At 43.6% G+C, this 18605-nt stretch carries 17 protein-coding genes; 9 read left to right on the top strand and 8 right to left on the bottom strand.

Annotated elements, in window-relative coordinates:
• Positions 1 to 24: 24 nt before the first annotated feature.
• From BCT11_RS09580 to BCT11_RS09545, 8 genes are all read right to left on the bottom strand, one after another.
• Positions 25 to 1674, bottom strand: a complete 1650-nt coding sequence (locus tag BCT11_RS09580) for a BatD family protein (protein WP_102388219.1) — start codon at positions 1672 to 1674, stop codon at positions 25 to 27.
• Positions 1675 to 1678: 4 nt separating this feature from the next.
• A complete protein-coding gene (locus tag BCT11_RS09575; protein ID WP_102388218.1) occupies positions 1679 to 3352 on the bottom strand; it encodes a VWA domain-containing protein in 1674 nt (557 codons plus the stop codon).
• Positions 3345 to 4349, bottom strand: coding sequence for a VWA domain-containing protein (locus BCT11_RS09570; protein WP_042605882.1), 1005 nt, complete (start codon positions 4347 to 4349; stop codon positions 3345 to 3347). The genes BCT11_RS09575 and BCT11_RS09570 overlap by 8 nt, the downstream gene beginning before the upstream one ends.
• Positions 4342 to 4818, bottom strand: coding sequence for a DUF4381 domain-containing protein (locus tag BCT11_RS09565; protein ID WP_038881008.1), 477 nt, complete (start codon positions 4816 to 4818; stop codon positions 4342 to 4344). The genes BCT11_RS09570 and BCT11_RS09565 overlap by 8 nt, the downstream gene beginning before the upstream one ends.
• Before the next feature lie 40 nt (positions 4819 to 4858).
• Positions 4859 to 5785 carry a DUF58 domain-containing protein gene (locus tag BCT11_RS09560; protein WP_102388217.1) on the bottom strand — a complete coding sequence of 309 codons (927 nt, stop codon included), beginning with the start codon at positions 5783 to 5785 and terminating at the stop codon, positions 4859 to 4861.
• 14 nt (positions 5786 to 5799) lie between these two features.
• Positions 5800 to 6756, bottom strand: coding sequence for a MoxR family ATPase (locus tag BCT11_RS09555; RefSeq protein ID WP_061034454.1), 957 nt, complete (start codon positions 6754 to 6756; stop codon positions 5800 to 5802).
• Between the two features lie 178 nt (positions 6757 to 6934).
• On the bottom strand, positions 6935 to 7606 hold the full coding sequence (locus BCT11_RS09550; protein WP_042605887.1) for a hypothetical protein: 672 nt from the start codon (positions 7604 to 7606) through the stop codon (positions 6935 to 6937).
• Between the two features lie 73 nt (positions 7607 to 7679).
• Complete coding sequence (locus tag BCT11_RS09545; protein WP_042605879.1) at positions 7680 to 9056, bottom strand: hypothetical protein; 1377 nt, start codon at positions 9054 to 9056, stop codon at positions 7680 to 7682.
• A 111-nt stretch (positions 9057 to 9167) separates the two neighbouring features.
• On the opposite strand from BCT11_RS09545, the gene BCT11_RS09540 reads away from it, so the two are divergent.
• The 9 genes from BCT11_RS09540 (at position 9168) to BCT11_RS09500 (ending at position 18589) form a co-directional block, all read left to right on the top strand.
• Positions 9168 to 9911: a Crp/Fnr family transcriptional regulator gene (locus tag BCT11_RS09540; protein ID WP_080774284.1), complete on the top strand. Its 744-nt coding sequence runs from the start codon at positions 9168 to 9170 to the stop codon at positions 9909 to 9911.
• A 188-nt stretch (positions 9912 to 10099) separates the two neighbouring features.
• Positions 10100 to 12016, top strand: a complete 1917-nt coding sequence (locus BCT11_RS09535; protein WP_102388216.1) for a methyl-accepting chemotaxis protein — start codon at positions 10100 to 10102, stop codon at positions 12014 to 12016.
• 58 nt (positions 12017 to 12074) lie between these two features.
• Complete coding sequence (locus BCT11_RS09530) at positions 12075 to 12275, top strand: restriction endonuclease subunit S (protein WP_038870355.1); 201 nt, start codon at positions 12075 to 12077, stop codon at positions 12273 to 12275.
• 178 nt (positions 12276 to 12453) lie between these two features.
• Entirely contained in the window at positions 12454 to 13122 is a 669-nt protein-coding gene (locus BCT11_RS09525; RefSeq protein WP_038870357.1) for a LuxR C-terminal-related transcriptional regulator, read from the top strand.
• A gap of 230 nt (positions 13123 to 13352) precedes the next feature.
• The gene (locus BCT11_RS09520; protein WP_038870359.1) at positions 13353 to 14009 is read left to right on the top strand and encodes a LuxR C-terminal-related transcriptional regulator; all 657 of its coding nucleotides are present in this window, start codon (positions 13353 to 13355) and stop codon (positions 14007 to 14009) included.
• Positions 14010 to 14210: 201 nt separating this feature from the next.
• Positions 14211 to 14795 carry a calcium-binding protein gene (locus BCT11_RS09515; protein ID WP_102388215.1) on the top strand — a complete coding sequence of 195 codons (585 nt, stop codon included), beginning with the start codon at positions 14211 to 14213 and terminating at the stop codon, positions 14793 to 14795.
• A gap of 64 nt (positions 14796 to 14859) precedes the next feature.
• Complete coding sequence (locus BCT11_RS09510; RefSeq protein ID WP_198593934.1) at positions 14860 to 16578, top strand: type I secretion system permease/ATPase; 1719 nt, start codon at positions 14860 to 14862, stop codon at positions 16576 to 16578.
• Entirely contained in the window at positions 16553 to 17893 is a 1341-nt protein-coding gene (locus BCT11_RS09505) for an HlyD family type I secretion periplasmic adaptor subunit (protein WP_038870363.1), read from the top strand. The genes BCT11_RS09510 and BCT11_RS09505 overlap by 26 nt, the downstream gene beginning before the upstream one ends.
• Before the next feature lie 135 nt (positions 17894 to 18028).
• The gene (locus BCT11_RS09500; RefSeq protein ID WP_042605876.1) at positions 18029 to 18589 is read left to right on the top strand and encodes a sugar O-acetyltransferase; all 561 of its coding nucleotides are present in this window, start codon (positions 18029 to 18031) and stop codon (positions 18587 to 18589) included.
• The last annotated feature ends 16 nt before the right edge of the window (positions 18590 to 18605 follow it).

Raw genomic sequence — 18605 nt, 5'->3', positions numbered from 1 at the left:
TTTTATCTAACACTTAATTGTTCGTTAAAGCTTCTCAAGCTGGTGGCTGGTTTTGGTTGTTTTGTCTTTGCTGAGTTGTTTGAGTATTGCCAGCAAAGTATCACTTTTCCATGGTTGCTGAGTGGAGCTAAATCGAGATTGATTCATCACATTCAATTCAGTTCTTACTGCTTGCACCGCCTCTGATTCGATATCAGCGTAATGAGTGTTTAAGTAGTCGTTAACTGCTTTTTCAATCTTGATACTGTCACCTTGCTTTATGACATCCTCTATATCTCGAATGGAGGCGTTATGAGTACTCACCATCACTTCTGTTGATTGTGGCGTTTTGCGTTTTCTCCATAAGCCAATGGCAATAGCGGAAGAAACCAACCAAAGTACCGCAAAGACGAATGTTAATGTTTGCCAAATCGTATCAACGCCACCTTGTGGAACGGTTGGAGATGCCGTTTGTGTTGGTTGTGTTGGCAGTACACTTTCTGGCAGGGTTATCAGTCCAGTATCACTTTTCTCGACTTTAAGATTTAATTCAGCGATTTTTGATTCTCTTGCTTGATCACGATTGCTATCCCACCAATTTAGCTTGTAACCGGGTAAGGTAAGGTTACCAGCTTCCGTTGGGATCAGCACTTGCTTCATTGTCATGGTGACGGTGCCATCTCGAGCTGTTTCGAACTGAGGTTGCTCTGGGTAAACACGCAGTGTACTTGGGTAAATTATGCCAATACGTGGCAAGTATTCTGCTTGTGTGCCTCGCGCTCTCACACGAATCGTACGGGTAATAGATGAACCTTGTTTAACGCTATTCACCGCGTTTGCAGACAGAGGATTACCTTGCTCATCTTCCCAGCTTTGAGTCATTTCTAATGCTGAAGCTGGTAGCCAGTTGCCTTCAAAGTCTTTCGGGATCGGTTTGACTGTGATAGGCATTTGCTGAACGTTGGTTTTGATCGGCATGATCTTTGTCGAACCCGTTAAACTGTCACCATAAATGTAAGAGCCAGTTAATTGAGGGCCGTTTAACGAAAAGCTTCCTGGTTTTTCTGCGGTAATACGGAATGCTTGTTCAACGACAGTAACTTCTAAGCCATCAATGATTCGCTGACCTTGTTTCATGTCACTAGCAGGTTCAATCTTCATTCCATCAATGCTAGGCGGAACGATTTGTGGGTTATCCAAACGACGTGGATCTACTTTGATGGCCAACTGCATACGTAACGTTGCTGACTGTTGTGGGTACAAAGTGTGGTTATCCATGCTCATGTCAAAACTGAATAAATCATCCAGATTTGGCTCTGCTTGGCTTTCTGTGACGCGCAGCTTAATTGGCTCAGTCTTCATCCCTTCAGCTGTGAAGCTTGGTATGGTCACAACGCCTTGTTTCATCGGCGCGATCGAAATGCTCCATTCCGTTCGGACTGTTTTATGGCCGTTAATGTTATTGCTTGAACGGCCGTAACGAGGCTGCCCCAAGAAAAAATCTTTCTTTAGCGTATCAAAATTTATGGCATCAGAACTTAACTCAGTGTCTGCCACAATGCGGAGATTGATGACTTCATTCTTTGCGACTTGGGTTTTATTCACACTGGCTTGAAGGCTTTGGGCAAAAACCGAAAAGCATGTTAATAGGCTGGCCACCAGAACAAAGACCAGTTTTGCGCCTTTTTTCATCATGGAGTTACCATTCCTTATTTGTTTGTTGTGGAGGTCGTTTTTGTTGAGCTTGCAACTGCATTTGTGCTCGAATCAAAAAGCTTGGGTCACGCGCACTTTCTACCGCTTCTAAACGGCGGAACTCAGGATCGTCCTGATGCGTTTTTTCTGCCTGAGCTTGAGCTTGAGCTTGCATTGGTTCCCCTTGTTGCTCGCCTTGTGTCTCTTCTTTTTGTTTTACTCTTTGTTGCTCGGCTTTCTCTTTTTCTTTTTTATTTTCAGTGTCTTGCTTGTTTTGTGACTGTTGTCCTTGCTCTTGTTTAGCATCATTCTGAGACTTTTGTTGCTGCTGTTGCTGCTGTTGCTTCAGTTTCTCCTCTACAACCGACAGGTTCTTTTTCGCCGCCTCAAAATCGGGCTTCTCCTCTACCAATTGTTTGTAGAGGTTTGCTGCATCATCAAGTTGACCGTTTTGAGCAAGTGCATTGGCGAGGTTATAACGTCCATCTAAAGTCGAGTTGTTTGAGAAAGCCTCAATGGCACTTTCATAATCACCGGCTTGATAGCTGGCAGCACCTTTCCAGTTTGGGTCGGTAAAGGTGTTTTGTGCCTTTTCGTACTCACCTTGTTGATAAAGCTGCTCGCCTTGCTGGTTTTGATTTAGGAACGCGCTCGCTTCTGCTTTTGGTGTCCAAGTCATTGGTAGTACGGTCGCAACCAGCACCCAAACCATACCTCTACGAAAGAGAAGGACAGCAGGAATCAATAGCAGTGGAAGCAACCAGAAACCGCTATTTAAGCGCGAATCTGTTTTTACATCCTCGCTTTGTTTCGCGGCAAGGTTGTTACCAGCATTATTGGTAAACGCGGCAATGTTCTCTACATCACGGTTATTATGTTGAATCGGAACGAATAATCCGCCAGTTTGCTTCGCCAGCGTCTGTAAATTTTTCAGATTCGTTTTCGCCACAACCGTATTGCCTTGTCGGTTCTTCATCAAAGAACCATCCGGAAGAGCAATTGGTGCACCATTTGATGTTCCGATAGCAAGCACTGACACTCTGACATCTTTACCATTTAACAACGCTAGTGAACGTGATAGTTCGGAGTCATCCAAATCATCTGCCAACACAACGATGTCACCTTGATTGACACCGGCTTGTGTAAATTGACCAAGAGCGGTTTCTATCGCGGATGGTAAATTCGAACCTTGGTAAGGCATCAATTCTGGCGATAGATTCTCAATAATGCCAGCAAGTGTACTCGAATCGGTTGTGAGTGGGCTTAAGGTATAGGCGTCACCTGCGTAAGCGACTAAACCTGTCGAACCTTCTCTCCACTTCGGTAATAAATCTAACGCTTTATAGCGTGTTTGCGATAGTCGATTTGGCTTCACGTCCGTTGCGTACATAGAGCGTGACATATCCAAGACTAATACTCGGTTCTGGCTCAGTTCGAAACTTGGGCGAGTATTCGATTGCCAGCTCGGCCCTGCCAAAGCGATGCAGGCGGTCGCCCAAGCGAGTCCCCAGATAGCAAAGTAATGTTTGGTCTTGATGGAATGACCGAGCATTTTTGCCAAGTGCGGCGCTATCAAGGACGACTTCTTGGTTTTGTACTGGCTATTTAGGGCTAAGACGATAGGAATGACGAGCAAACCCAACAGCCAATATGGATATAAGAATATAAACTCAGCCATGTTTTCTCCTTAGAACAAACAGAAACACGGAAAGAACGAGTGCTGCGCTCAGTGGGTAAGGGAACCATTCAGATTGAGGTCGCCAAGTCTGAGTGTCGCTAGAGACGGGTTCTAACTGGTTAATTGTGTCGTAGATTTTTTCAAGTTCTTGCGCATCACGGGCACGGAAATACTGGCCACCTGTCATTTCGGCAATCTTAGTAAGTGTTTGCTCATCGAGGTCAGAAGCGGTGTTCACTTTACGAGACATGAAGAAGTCTTTCACCATCATCTCGCCCGCGCCCACCCCAACAGTGTAGATAGTGGCATTGTATTTTTTCGCAATGTCTGCGGCTTCAAGTGGATCTAATACGCCTGCTGTATTGCTGCCATCACTAAGTAAAATCATCACACGTTGTGGTGCGTCGCTATCAACAAAGGTTTTGGTACCTAAGCCGATTCCATCACCAATCGCTGTGCGTTGTCCAACCAAGCCAATCACAGTTTGATTGATTTGTTGCATCACGGTTTTACGGTCCGCCGTTAGCGGTGTTTGTAGGTAAGCATGATCGCCAAACAGAACGACGCCCAAACGGTCCCCGTCGCGCTTTTGAACAAATTCAGACAGGACTTTCTTCACTGCTGTGAGACGGTCAATGTACTCGCCATTGTCGTTCATGTCTTCTTTTTGCATTGAGCCTGACAAATCGACGACTAGCATCATGTCACGGTACTTCGGTTGGAACTCAACCGGGTCGCCATACCAAACCGGACGAGCACAAGCGATAACCAATAAAGCCCAGATAGCAATAGACAGTGCCTTCTGGGCTAACTGTTTTGGCTTGGTGCTGTGTTTGTTGTCAGGCAGGTAGGCCAGTTTGATTTCAGCTTGCTGAGTCTCTTCAGGGAAGAACTTATAAATCAGCCAAGGTAGGGGCAGCAAAAGAAGAGCCCACCACCAGACCAACTCAATGTTAAACCATTGAGAGAGGCTCGATACGAGATTTGCCTCAGTCACGAGTTTTTGCCTTTTTCTTCGGAGGCAAAGCGCTGTCAATCCAGAAAGCACAATCATCAATCAAATCTTGATGCTGTTCTTGACCAGATTTTTGGTAAAGCGCGGCTTGCCACTGTTGTTGTTTGTCTACGAATCGAGTTTCTTTGGTGTAGCTATCAAGAAACTCATACCAAGCAGAGCCTGTTAATGGTGCGATCTCTTCCCGAGGGAAGTAACTCAAAGCCGCTTGGCGGAGAACCTCTAATGCAGAAGACGGAGTATGTGGTGTGAGCGGGTTGGTCAACAATTTCAAAGCGGTCTTTTTAGCGACAAGACGTTTTGAACGCCATCTTAAGTACAACACGACAATTACGATGGAAAGAATTATCCCGCCCAGAACAGCCCACCATCCCCAAGCAAGTGGGAACCAATCTGGTGCATTCGGTAGGATTAAAGGTTCAAGGTTTAGGCTTTGGTTATTCGTTGTCATTATTACTACTGCTTGAATGTTTTATATGTTGTTACTGTGGTTAGCTTAATTGCTGAATCAGGGGAAACCCACTAGACAGACTATTAAATGGAATCGCCATCGAGTGGCATTGTTGTTTGATGGCTTGCTGATGCTTATCGAAGTATGATTCCAATGCCTTTCGTTGTCCTTTTGAACCAAAGTTGAACCATTGACTTCGATGACCGTCAGACGCTTTCGCTTGACCTCGAAAGTTGGTTTCACCTCGCTCTAAAGGGTCATAGAACTGGACTGCGCGAACGCTGTTGTGTTGCTTTAGTCGACGCAGTTGAAGCAACTCTTTCTCTTCCACTTGAGCAAAGTCGCTCAATAGAATGAGCTCACTGCCTTTCGGCGTCAGGTTGTGCAGCGTTTCAATGGCGCTCATGTATGGCAGCGTACGTGTGCTGTCAGCGTGTTGATTCGTAAGCAATTGATTGTGAGTATTCACTATCGCGTCAAGAATTCTTAGCCCTTGCTTTTGAAGAGAAGAAGGGCGGAACTCAATACACTGCGAACCATCATCTATCACCGCGCCGATGCGGTCTTTCTTGGCTAATGTCAGCCAAATCAAGACGCTAGCGAAGTGCGCCATTTGAACCGACTTCAATACATATTGCGAACCAAAGTACATGCTAGGGCTCAAGTCGATGTACAAGATCACCGCTTGTTCTTTGTCTTCAGCAAACAACTTGGTATGAGCTTTTCCCGTTCGAGCCGTGACTCGCCAATCGATGCTGCGAATATCATCACCCGCTTGGTATTGGCGCACTTCCATAAAGTCCATGCCACGACCTTTTTGACGGCTGGTATGGTTACCACTCATTTGCGACCAAATACTCTGTGCTGGTGGTAGCCAACGAACGGATTGCGTCCGGTATTGAAGCAGTTCTTCAAGGGTTAATGTCACCCCATTCGCATGAGGTGGCAATACATCTAATGCAGACATGTCACCTACCTACGTTATGCGCTACCTACAAGATTAAGAAGCTTGTCGATAACCTGATTTGCTGTAATGCCTTCTGCCTGAGCGTGGTAGCTCAGAAGTAAGCGGTGACGTAGCACAGGATAAGCCATGGCTTGAACATCTTCTGGTGAGACAAAATCGCGACCGGCTAGCCACGCATGAGCACGAGCACAACGGTCAAGGGCGATCGTTGCACGCGGGCTTACACCCATAGATAGCCATTTCGCAAGCTCTGAGTCGTAATCGCTTGGCTGTCGAGTCGCCATCACAAGACGAACGATGTATTGCTCAATCGCGTCTGCCATGTGAATGTTGAGCACTTCTTTGCGTGCGGTGAAGATGTCTTCTTGGCTCAAGCTTGGACGTTCAATCGTCGCTTCGCCTTTTGCCTCACCACGGTTGATGCGCAAGATAGCCAACTCGTGTTCCGCATCTGGATAATTCACATCAAGGTGCAACAAGAAACGGTCGAGCTGCGCTTCTGGCAGCGGATAAGTTCCTTCTTGTTCTATCGGGTTTTGCGTCGCCATTACCAAGAAAAGTTCGGGTAGCGCATACGTGTTGCGGCCAGCCGTTACTTGCTTTTCTGCCATGGCTTCGAGCATTGCAGCTTGAACTTTGGCCGGCGCACGGTTGATTTCATCGGCAAGGATCAAAGAATTGAAAATCGGACCAGACTGAAAGGTAAATTCGCCCGTTTCAGGACGGAATATATCTGTACCCGTTAAGTCGGCAGGCAGTAGGTCGGGCGTAAATTGAATGCGGTGGAAATCGCCCTCGACACAATCAGACAGGGATTTTACAGCTCGTGTTTTTGCAAGACCTGGAGGACCTTCAACCAAGATGTGCCCATCGGCAAGTAGAGCGATCAGTAACTGTTTTACCAGATCATGTTGACCAATGATCTGGGACTCTAAATAGCTTTGAAGCGTTTCGAAGTTCGTTTTGTGCATTTTGTGGACTCTCTGGGTATCCATTTGATTCTTATTTTGTGTATTGGTCACTCATTCGTAGGGAAAAGTTCCAGTACGCCCGTGTAATTTATCTTTCCAATATTGGGATCTTGCTATGGTTTACAAGCTGTTGGCGAGAAACTATCAATCAGCAACGCATATTTTGTTATCTATGTTCTCAAAAGGCATGTTTTAGCGTGAGCCAAAAGTTGTCATCTTCATCCGTATTCATCGCCACACTCGAATCTTTGGTGATGTTGTGCCCGACCTGTGTGACAAGTTCAAACAAACGGATCTTTCGCCCTTTTATACTATAGGTATATTGAGGCACTAAGTTAACGAACCAATCGCTAGTGACTTGCCAGCGTATAAACGTATATAAGGTCAAGATTGATGTGTTTGGGAACACAGAGTTTTTTGCCGCTTCATTTTCTGTCCAAGTTTCACCGTACAGAAATGCTGGATTCACTCTCAAATTCTCTAAAACGGGAATAATCTGTATGGCCCCGAGTGAAGCGCGATTGACCGCAATAGAGCCCGTATTATTGCGTTGGGCGTCAAGAAATAACCCACTACCACTAGGTTTGTAGATAGAGAAATGACGTAAATGCACGGTTTCAAAATCGTCCTTGAATTGAAGAAAACTGTTGTGTCCCAACACACTGTCGGGGCTATTAAACCCGATTTGTCCAATTGCTCCATATCCATTGGTGCCAGTTCGTAAACCTATAAATGAGCTAAGAGCGGTAGGATCGTCGAGATCTTCGATCGTTTTAGGGGTTGTAGGTGATGCGTAAACACTAGTAATTAAGAGTATTAACAACAGAAACAGCACGAGTTTTAATAACATAGCGACCTCTGGATAAGAATAAATGTGAATCAATGGCAGGATAGAACCTGCCATTCTTAATGAGAGCTTGGGGTTAGTCTTCGTTACATGGGAACATGAGTTCGAAGTTGTTTGTGGTGGTATAGAAGGTTCTCGGGTAAAACTCTCTCATCACAGGGGCTATATCTTTGTCCTGCTGAATATTTTGTATGGCGTGAGAAAATGTCGGAGAGGCAAGCATGTGGCGAATTTGAACGATTGACGCGTCTTTATCGATAATGCCATCGCCATCATCGGCCATTGGCAGCCAACCAATACCACATTGAGTAAAAGCATTGCGAGGTCTGTCTGATTTGCGACTTACGGCAATGGTATAGTAACCGTCTTTGTCGACAGGAATTCGTTCATCATAAAGGCAGTCATTGACTTTGGTAACGGCAAATCCTTTGTTGGAACAAACGGACCAATAGCGAAGTTCACCGTTGCCCATGGTTTTTTCACCGTGGAAAGTTTTAGGAGTGATAGGGGCTTTAGCGCGTAGCACAAACACCGGACCATGTTTGCGGTTGACGACAGTTCGAATATAGTTGTTGTCTAGATTAGGATAAAAGCCACCAGAACTACGCCTTGCCTCTGGGTTTATGTTTCCTGTATAAATTCCTAGCAAACTTTGGCGATCTAACTGGATGTGCCAAGTCGCTGGATTCGTAGCAGGGAAACCGGCAGGTTTGTTGGGCTGAGTCACCAGTTTTCGGTACTTTTCTACTGGTATCCCTAAAGCGTTCAACTTCGCTGCTAATGGTTGAGAGCTGTTCAGGGCGTCGCACGCTTCTGGGCCTCTTAGCTCTTTACCTGACGCAAGTGTTACGACGGGCTCTGGCAGAGCAGCGTTTGCGGTGCCATCACTGTTTTCATCTTTTGCATAGATACGATAAATCAGTACTTGCTGATTGGCGGATGACTTTGGTGTGTGCAGTTCATCAGATTCAACACCTTCACGAGTTTGGCCTGCGGTGTAGTCTTTTGTTGGCTCCGAATCGAGAATTCTAACTTGATAGCTTCTAAATACACTGTCTCGTTGACTCCCGTTTCTAAAGGGATTTACGCTGCTTTGGCTCGGTTTAATCATATAGTCAGGTAAGGATTGAACTGGTCTTCCTCGATCGTCGTAGCTGATTAATGACATATAGCGGGAGTGGGGAAATTGGCCTTCTAATGTCAGTGTTGCACCTTCTGGAACGGTGAAAGCAGACCCCCAATATTTTACGGCAGCATCAGGGTAGGCAACGTTGATGTATGGATCGGCTGAGACCGGCCCGTAGCGAAAAAAGCACGTTCTTTCTCCTGGAATTCCCTCAAAATGATCATCGGCGACAGATGCAGTACTCCATGTCGCGCAGGTTAATAGAACGCCTAATATCGAGACGTGACTGAGTAATCTTTTGTGTGTTTTTAAGCATGGCATTAGCATTATTGAATCCTCTTCTCACAGCCTTGTTGCTTTTACTGGCTTTTCTTATCGGATAATTGTTAGTCTTTCGTAACAATTAATTAACAACATATCGAAGATAGGATGAGAACAATGTCTAAAAACTTACATTCTCATGTTGAGTTTCCACTTGGTCAGTTGGAACAAGATGCTTTGCTTTGTCAGATCTTAAATAAAGACCCAACGCTTCAACGCTTAGAGAAAAGTGCGATTGAAGAAATGATTTTGTCGGCAAAAATTGAGACTTATAAGATGCCGACGTTGCTACATTCAGCTCATAAATCCGTTGACACAATGCGGCTTGTTATATCCGGTCATATTGAGTTAGCGAGTTGCAGTGAAGGTGGTGACGAAGCTTGCATTGCGATACTGGGGCCGGGCAGTTGGTTGACATGGGTAGGTTGTTTTGAGAATGAACCCACCAACCATGATTTCTATTCGTCTTCTGACGCTGTGATCATTGCTATACCAGTCAAGAAAATGAGAGAGATCGCCTCGCGTTATCCTGTTTTATATCAGATTGCGATTCACGAAATCAGTTTCCGTTTCCGATTACTTATGGAGTGGACAACCGAATCTGTCCTTTTAAAGAATGAATACCGGGTGGCAAAGTTATTGTATTTGGTGAGTCGATTAAACGCACCCCATGGAGAGCCAAGTCCTATCTTATATACCCAAAACAAACTCGCCCATTTATCTCGATGTACTCGTCAGACACTAAGCCGTTCTCTGCAATGTCTGTCTAAAGAGGGCATTATTCAAATTGGCTATCGACGAATAGACATCATCAATCAAGATAGGTTAAACGCGTTTATTGCACAGGGATTGGCAGATTAGATTAGAAAAGATTCGTTAAAGAAGAAAGCGTTTCTGTTACATCATTTTTGCAGATTTTTGTGAGATTTTTCTCTAGTTTTGTAGGACTGGGCCGATATAGATTCCGAGCCGTGCATAGCAAATACTCATGCACCAAGTTTACCCTGTTCAGAATGCAGATAACGAGTGATTCTTTTAAAGGTCCAAATATGTTGAAACTTACTTCTCTGAGTATCAAACAAAAGGTGGTACTCGGTATTACTTTTGCGGTTTTAGCCTCGACTATTATTGTCGGTGTTATGGCGCAGCGCCACGCCCGAGAGGTGCTTAGTCACCGTTTGATTGACATTGAATTGCCTGCGATGTTGCAGCAAATCAATACCGAAATTGACCGTGAAGTTGTCCAAATGCAACAAGCGGCAAAACAGTTAGCAACCAACGAATTTGTGGTTGAAGCCCTATCTACGACCGACCGTAACCCCATAGTTGAAGCGCAACTCGTTCAGCAACTCAATAATGTGAAATCTCAATATGAGTTAAACGATGCGTCTGTAGCAAACCGCCAAACCGCATACTACTGGAACCAGAACGGCTTTCTACGTCAACTTAATCGCTCACAGGATGGGTGGTTTTTTGGGTTCACCTCTTCGGGCCAAGACACGTCAGTGAGCGTGTTCCAAGAGTCCAATGGTGACGTGAAAATGTTTGCTAATTATCAAGATGTGAATGGCATCTCGATGTCTGGTTTGTCAAAATCGATGGATGATATGGTGTCGCTCCTGAATGGCTTCAAGATTGAGAAATCAGGCTATGTTTTCCTAACGAATAGTAAAGGTGACATCCAGATCCATCGCCAGCAAGGCAAAAATAAAACCTCAATTGGCCAACTGTTTGGAAGAGACGCTTCTCAGCTGCTTAACAAAGGTCATTTCAATCTCGTTACTACCGAATTTGAAGGCCAAGATATGTTTGTATCTAGCCTGTATGTGCCATCAATGGATTGGTTTGTGGTTGGTGTCGTGCCAGTGAATGAGGTATTTGCTGACCTTGATGCAACAGCAGAGAAAATGTTGTTTACGACAGCAATCGTGGCGCTAATCTTCATCGCAATGGGTATTTTGCTGGCAAACAGCATTACTAACCCAATTCGCCAAATTGCAGACCGATTCACTGACCTTGGTGAAGGGGAAGGCGATTTGGCTCAGCGTATCGAAATCAAAGGTAACGACGAGATTGCTCAGCTATCAAAAGGCTTTAATGGCTTTATTGAAAAGATTCACGCGACTATGAAAGAAGTGTCGTTAACCAGCGGCGAATTAAGCCAAGCTGCAGACAGTGTATCCAGCAAAGCCACATCAACGCACGATAATAGCCAAGAGCAGCGTGACCAAACAATTCAAGTGGTAACGGCGATTAACCAGATGGGTGCGACCATCAGTGAGATTGCCTCTAACGCTGCAACCGCTGCGGATACAGCAAACCAAGCATCTGATAACACACAGACAGGTCGCCAAGTGGTTACTCAAGCGAAAGAAGTGATCAGTCGCCTTGCCGATGACGTTGAAACGACCAGCATGGTAGTGACGCAACTAGCAACCACTACCAAGGACATTGGATCTATTTTGGATGTGATTCGTGATATCTCTGAGCAAACCAATTTACTTGCGCTGAATGCGGCAATTGAAGCTGCGCGAGCAGGGGAGCAAGGTCGTGGTTTTGCTGTCGTCGCTGACGAGGTTCGAAACCTTGCTTCACGCACTGCTGTCTCTACCGAAGAGATTCAGAAGATGATCAACCAGCTTCAAAGTGACGCTCAAGATGCAGTGACTGCAATGGAAGCGGGTAAAGCGGTAACATTCGAAGGCGTTGCCTCAACTGATGAAGCGGTTGAAGTGTTAATGAACATCTCTGAGCGTATTGCCGATATCTCTGACCGAAACACACAAGTAGCGACGGCAACCGAAGAACAGTCAACGGTTGTACATACCATCAATCAGAACATTGAAGAAATCAATGCGATTAATGAAATGACCACGGCTACAGCTGAAGAGTTGGCAAGTGCAAGCCAAGACCTACAAGAGCTATCCTCTCGTTTGGATAAGATGGTTGGTAGCTTCAAACTCTAGAGTTGGATAGAATAGGCCTAATTTACAAGTTTAACGACTATATATTTAGGTAAGTACTATGAATGACTTCGAAAAAGAACTAGAACAGATTTCACAAGAAGCTGCTCAAGAGCCGGAAGTAAAGCTTCCTTCTTTAGAAGAGCAAAAGCAAATCGCTGCTGAACTGAAGAAGCTAGAAGCTGAAGGAAAGCTGACGCCAGAGGTTCTTGAGCAATACTTTGGTAAGTTCAATCAGAAAAATTCAACACCAGTGCACTAATAAAGGGGGAGTTTACGAACTCCCTTTTTCATACCTACCCATTAACTCACCTTCTTTAACTAGCTTTTAATCAATAAGTTATTCTTTGTTACTACTTTTTTTCATACTTGACAATACTGCTGCTCTATCTAAATCTATTGCTTATTTAAATCAAAATAACTAAAGGGCTGCAAAAGAGATGGAGTGTAAAAGTACAAGGAACGTCATATTAATTACTGAGGACAGTTTGCAGTCGTCTTTGCTTAAAGATGTTCTCGAAACCAAACTCAGTATTAACGTTGTTTTGATTACCCCAGAGAAGCTCAGTGAGCCCTTAAATTGCCACGGCTCAGCTTCGGCAACCTTAATCGATTACAGTGTGGTTTCAGATGAAATCTTTGCTCGTTATGTAGAATTCAAGAAAACTGAGCTAAAAGACACGATTGAAGTGCTGATCAATTGCGATAAAACCATTTCAACAGAAGAGCTGTTCGTTTGGCAGAATCTTGCCGGAATTTTTTATACATCGGATGATATTAATAATCTTCAAGTTGGAATTGGCAAAGTTTTACAGGGCGATATGTGGTTTAGCCGTAAGTTTTCACAACAGTATATTACGCACTTACGTCGACACAGCAGACCAGTTAATAAGAGCATGTCCGCAATTTTGACGAAAAGAGAACAGCAAATTATTACCTTCTTATCAATGGGGGCTTCGAATCAACAGATTGCTGAGCAACTATTTGTGAGTGAAAATACTGTGAAAACCCATCTCCACAATATTTTTAAGAAGATTGACGTGAAAAATAGAGTTCAAGCATTAATTTGGGCTAAAGAAAATATGTCTGGTTTATCAATAGCAGTATAAATTCAGCTAAGTTAGCGTTTATTTCTTCTAAATTGCGATGTAGATCTATCATTCATTTTTAATATGTAAGGAGTGTTTCTTTTATGAGAAACACTTTTTTTGTTTATGATTTTAACCAAATTGCAATTTAAAAAAGTATCAAATAACTCTACTCTATCGTCTAGCACTTAGATATGAGTTTAGGTGCTCAGCAATAACTATTAAATTCAGAATATTAAGTTAGTGAAAGTATGAGAAACATTATGGAACAGTATAAGGAAAGGCCCGAGATCCTAATGATCACTCAACAAAGTCTGCAGAGTGAAAATTTTAAGGAGATGCTTTCTAAAAATACAGAAACCAAAATAACCATCATCGATAGTAAAAATCCAAGCTACCACGAATTGATTCCTGAAGAGTATTTCCTGTTAGTTGATTTCTCTGTAGAAACACCATCTGATACTTTGGTTTATCTGAAAGATAATGAAAAAGTGCTAGGAACAATTATGTTAAACCTAGGGCATGAGCTTGATACAGAAGAATTAGCGTCATGGCCACATGTTAAAGGTATATTCGGTCCAAGCGATTCGATGGCGAAACTTTGTCAAGGACTTAAAGCGATTATTGATGGTGATAATTGGCTATCAAGACGACTACTTGAACAACTTTTGACTTATTACAAAGGTAAGGAGTCAAACTATGTTATTGAGCCAGCGATAGAAGTTGAACTTACTCGAAGAGAGGTACAAGTTCTTCAGATGTTGAAAGACGGTGGTTCTAATATGGAAATAGCAGATTCACTGTTTATTAGTGAGCATACGATTAAATCTCACCTTTACAACATATTCAGAAAAATTGAGGTTAAAAACCGCACCCAAGCGACAAGTTGGGCGAAGAGAAACCTTTAGTACTACTTTTAACTTTTTGTTTTAGATGTTGTTTATATCTAAAAGTACCACTTTTTGTAGTGTTAAAAATATTGATAGTTTGAAATATCAATCCATATTCAAACTTGTTCCTATGTTTATGTTTATTAGACTTCTCATGTCTGAAGGAAGTTAATCCAGACGTGAAGGTCTATTCAAATATAAAGCCAAGAGGGACATAAAATGAGCACAAATGACACATATTTCGGTGATTCGGGTGAAAATAACCAAGTCGCTGATTTTGATGGCGGCAATGACATCTTCGTCGGCTTTGGTGGCAACGATTCATTCGTTGGTGGCGGTGGTGACGATTTCGTTGTAGGCGGCGCTGGTAATGACCGTCTAACCGGTGGTGCTGGTGACGATATTCTAATGGCTGGTACAGGCAACGACTACCTTGGTGGCGGTACAGGTAGTGATTTATTGCTCGGTTTATTGGGAGATAACAAGCTAAACGGTGGCGTCGGTGATGATGTTTTGGTTGCTGGTTCTGGTGACAACGTTGTTATTGGTGGTAGCGGTGCAGACAAGTTCGTCTTTACGGACAAGTTTGGTGGTCACGGCGAGGCAAAAGTGGTTGATTTTACCATTGGTGAGGACTCCCTTCACATCATCAGTGATTCTGTAACGTCATATTCTGATCTTACTTTTACCTATGATGTGAAAGGTAATGCTGTCTTTACAGACGGCGTCGATCTCACCGTTAAACTTATTGGTGTTACACAAGAAGACATCAACTCATACGGTAGCGACTTGTTCATTATTTAGAATTGAGTCTATTTTAGGCGCTAGTATTTCTAGCGCCTACGCTTGCAAATATGTGGTAGTAATCGTGCAAAAAACGGTTTTCAAAGAAGTCAGACAAAAACTATGCACGCTCACAGGCTTGCTGATTGGTTTTAGTCTATTTATAAACTTATTAGTCCTATCTATTCCGTTGTACATGTTACAAGTGTACAACCGAGTCATCTCTTCTTATTCCATTGATACACTGCTCCTTCTGACGGTTATTGTCATTGCGGCTTTATTGACGATGTCTCTGATTGACATTGCTCGAGCTCAAATGAGCAAGACATTTGGGTATTGGATGGATGCGAAACTTTCGGTATTTATGCTGAAACGAAGTATTCAATATCAAGCTCATTCAGGGAAAAGCTACACGTCACAAGTATTAAGAGATATCCAAAACATCAAAAGCTTTCTAAGTAGCCAGGCCCCTTATCCTTTGCTTGACGCCCCTTGGACTCCAGTCTTTATTCTCTTCGTGTATTTGCTCCATCCTATGTTGGGACATATTGCTCTGGGCGGTTCTGTTGTGCTCTTTAGCTTAGGAGTGGTCAATGAATTAGTGACCAGAAAGACGATGCAAGAGAGTGAAGTTCGGGCTATATCGCATATAAATCATGCCGAGATCGCTACCCAAAATGCGAACTCAATTATGGCGATGGGGATGATGAATGCGTTTTTAGAAAAGTGGTATTCAAACGTTAATGAATCGAATCGATTGGAACAGCGAGTTACAGGTAAGTCGATTTACTTGGCCAACTTTTCCAAATTCGTTCGCGGTGCGTTACAAATTTGCTTGCTGGGTAGTGGAGCATTATTGGTTATCCAACACGAAATCACCGCGGGTGCCATGATAGCCAGTTCAATATTAATGAGCAGGGCGCTGTCTCCGATGGAGCAAGCTATCGGTACTTGGCGAAGCGCCATGTCAGCAAGAAATGCTTATCAGCGTTTATTTGAGATTGATCGAGTGGTTACGCAAGAAGAATCTGATATGCCTTTACCAAGGCCAAAAGGGCACTTTGAGTTGACAGGAATGGCTTATCGCCACCCCGGAGCGAGTGAACCTGTTTTATCAGGTATTAGTTTATCTATTCCTCCTGGTGTATCTGTTGGTGTTATTGGCCCTTCAGGTACAGGGAAATCGACTTTTGCTAGGCTTTTACTGGGTAACATCAAGCCGTTAGCCGGCAAGGTAACGTTAGATGGGATGGAGGTCTCGACTTGGGCCTCAGAAGATCGCGGTGCCCACTTTGGTTATTTAGCACAAGAGGTTGAACTCTTCCCTGGTACGATTCGAGATAATATTGCACGTTTTAAAGATGAAGATCCTGCAAAAGTTATTCAAGCTGCTCAGCTTGCAGGTTGCCACGAATTGATTCTGAAAAAGAACAAGGGATATGATTTTGTGATTGGTGAGAACGGGCGTGGGCTTTCAGGCGGTGAACGACAACGTATCGCATTAGCTAGGGCTGCATATGGAGAGCCATCCGTTGTGGTATTTGATGAAGCGAATGCAAACTTGGATGGCGAAGGTGAAGCCGCTTACCAACGCTTGATTGCGCATTTGAAATCACAAGGTTCAACCGTCATTGTTATTGCTCACAACCCGAGCACGTTGAGACAAATGGATCGTCTACTCTATTTAGCGGAAGGCCGAATTAAGCTTTATGGAGCAAAAGACGAAGTGCTGAAGCGTTTGATGGGAGAAGAAAAAACAGACATACCGAGGGTGCGAAATGAGCAATCAACTGCCAACCGTTAATGAAATGGCTTCCGAAAAAGTCTTTCGCTTCAAACCAGATGCAGAGCTTCATTTAAAAGGGCCAATCTTTCTTGCTATTTTAACGCTGACTTTATTTTTGGGCGGGTTGGGTTATTGGGCGGCGACAGCAAAATTGGAGAGCGCAGCCATAGCTTATGGCGACCTTTCTGTCTTGAGCAAACGGCAAGAAATTCAGCATTTAGAAGGCGGAATTATCGATAAGCTGTATGTACAAGAAGGTGATCTTGTGGAAAAAGGCCAGTTACTAATACAGTTGTCTGAACGTCAAGCAACCGCCAAATTGGATGCGCTCGGTGGTCAATACATTCACACCTTAGCAAAAGAAAATCGTTTGAATGCAGAGTTAGATGAACTGCCTGATATCAATTGGTCTCAAGATCTTGAAACGATACAAAGCACCGATGTCGTGACCGAGGCAAAGTCAGTTCAAAACAAAATTTTTGAAGCCAGAAAGCGATTTTTCGACAGTAAATTAAGTATCATAAATCAAAGTATTTCGGGGGCGAACCTAGAGCTTGAAAACTTAAAGCAGACCAAAGTTATTGAAAGAGAAAGACTCAAGTTTATCGAGGAAGAAATCACAAGTAACCAAGCTTTGGTGCAGAAAGGCTTTTCTGGAAAATCGGCTTTGTTGCAGTTAAAGCGCTTGGCAGCAGAGGTGAGAAGCACACTAAGCCAATTAGATAGGCAATCACTGACGGTCAGTAAGCGATTGGATGAGAATCAAGCCAAGATAGAAGAACTTAGGCTAGAGCGACTTAATGAGATTGTTGAGGAGCTAAGAAACACCAAAACCGAGATGGTAACGATTCGAGAAGAATATCGATCAGCGAAAGATGTGGTTGCGCGCACCGCTATTGTTGCCCCTATTTCAGGGAGAGTGGTTAATATGCAAGTCTTTACCGAAAAGGGCGTCATTGGATCTGGAGAGACCTTATTAGAGCTTGTACCTCAGGACGATAAGTTGCTGGTGGAAGCGAGAGTCAGTCCGCAAGATATCGATTTAATTACGCCAGGACAGCATGCTCAGATCCGTTTGACAGCATTGAATGCTAGAACACTTGCACCTTTAGATGGAACCGTCTTGACGATTTCTGCGGATAAGTTGTCTGAACAAAATGAAGACGACTTCTATCTTGCTCGTATTGCACTTTCTCAAGAGGATGTGACCAAGCATAGGTTAACGTCAGGTATGAATGCTGAAGTGTTGATTCTCTCAGAGCCTAGGACGCCATTGAGTTATCTTGTTAAACCATTAACTGAAAGTATGAATCGTGCATTTCGAGAAGATTAATGGATGGTTTTTGTTTGAATTAACGTCATTGTACCAACGTAAATTGCGTAAATAAATAATTCATTAGACGGGTCACATTTTGCGGTGTTGTGATGTGTTTTGATTCGTTTTTATTTTGGTGAGATGGCGTGTTCGATGAAGACAGAAAAACAAAAGATGCTGGCTGGTGAGCCATATGATGCTTGGGATAAGGAGCTTTACCAGGCACGTATTGAGTGCAGAAAAATGCTACAAAAACTCAATAACAGCATCCCAGATACGGACGAATGGCGTAGCGCAATTGATACACTTATTCCAGACGGTGAAGGTGCATTCTTAGAGCCGCCATTCCGATGTGATTATGGTTCTAACATCAAGTTAGGAAGAAACTTTTACGCGAACTTCAACTGTGTTGTTTTAGACGTCGCAGAAGTACATATTGGTGACAATGTGTTATTTGCACCCAATGTACAAATATACACAGCAGGCCACCCTTTGGATGTGAAAGGTCGTGTCGAAGAAGGTGTTGAGTTTGGTACGCCAATTACGATTGGTGACAACGTATGGCTGGGCGGTGGTGTTATCGTGTGCCCTGGCGTAACGATCGGTGAAAATTCTGTAATTGGTGCGGGAAGTGTGGTGACAAAAGATGTGCCACCAAATGTGGTTGCTGCTGGCAATCCGTGTAAAGTCATTCGTTCAATTGAACAAAAATAAGCGAAGTAAAATATAC

It is taken from the genome of Vibrio sp. 10N.222.52.B12 (assembly GCF_002875385.1).
GTDB classification, from domain to species: domain Bacteria; phylum Pseudomonadota; class Gammaproteobacteria; order Enterobacterales; family Vibrionaceae; genus Vibrio; species Vibrio jasicida.
Note: the sequence above shows the minus strand (reverse complement) of the source record. Positions and strands in the feature narration are given on the sequence as shown.

Coding starts and splice junctions, on each gene's coding strand:
- BCT11_RS09580 (WP_102388219.1), bottom strand. CDS start 1,674: ATGATGAAAAAAGGCGCAAAACTGGTCTTTGTTCTGGTGGCCAGCCTA.
- BCT11_RS09575 (WP_102388218.1), bottom strand. CDS start 3,352: ATGGCTGAGTTTATATTCTTATATCCATATTGGCTGTTGGGTTTGCTC.
- BCT11_RS09565 (WP_038881008.1), bottom strand. CDS start 4,818: ATGACAACGAATAACCAAAGCCTAAACCTTGAACCTTTAATCCTACCG.
- BCT11_RS09560 (WP_102388217.1), bottom strand. CDS start 5,785: ATGTCTGCATTAGATGTATTGCCACCTCATGCGAATGGGGTGACATTA.
- BCT11_RS09555 (WP_061034454.1), bottom strand. CDS start 6,756: ATGCACAAAACGAACTTCGAAACGCTTCAAAGCTATTTAGAGTCCCAG.
- BCT11_RS09550 (WP_042605887.1), bottom strand. CDS start 7,606: ATGTTATTAAAACTCGTGCTGTTTCTGTTGTTAATACTCTTAATTACT.
- BCT11_RS09545 (WP_042605879.1), bottom strand. CDS start 9,056: ATGCTAATGCCATGCTTAAAAACACACAAAAGATTACTCAGTCACGTC.
- BCT11_RS09540 (WP_080774284.1), top strand. CDS start 9,168: ATGTCTAAAAACTTACATTCTCATGTTGAGTTTCCACTTGGTCAGTTG.
- BCT11_RS09535 (WP_102388216.1), top strand. CDS start 10,100: ATGTTGAAACTTACTTCTCTGAGTATCAAACAAAAGGTGGTACTCGGT.
- BCT11_RS09530 (WP_038870355.1), top strand. CDS start 12,075: ATGAATGACTTCGAAAAAGAACTAGAACAGATTTCACAAGAAGCTGCT.
- BCT11_RS09525 (WP_038870357.1), top strand. CDS start 12,454: ATGGAGTGTAAAAGTACAAGGAACGTCATATTAATTACTGAGGACAGT.
- BCT11_RS09520 (WP_038870359.1), top strand. CDS start 13,353: ATGAGAAACATTATGGAACAGTATAAGGAAAGGCCCGAGATCCTAATG.
- BCT11_RS09515 (WP_102388215.1), top strand. CDS start 14,211: ATGAGCACAAATGACACATATTTCGGTGATTCGGGTGAAAATAACCAA.
- BCT11_RS09505 (WP_038870363.1), top strand. CDS start 16,553: ATGAGCAATCAACTGCCAACCGTTAATGAAATGGCTTCCGAAAAAGTC.
- BCT11_RS09500 (WP_042605876.1), top strand. CDS start 18,029: ATGAAGACAGAAAAACAAAAGATGCTGGCTGGTGAGCCATATGATGCT.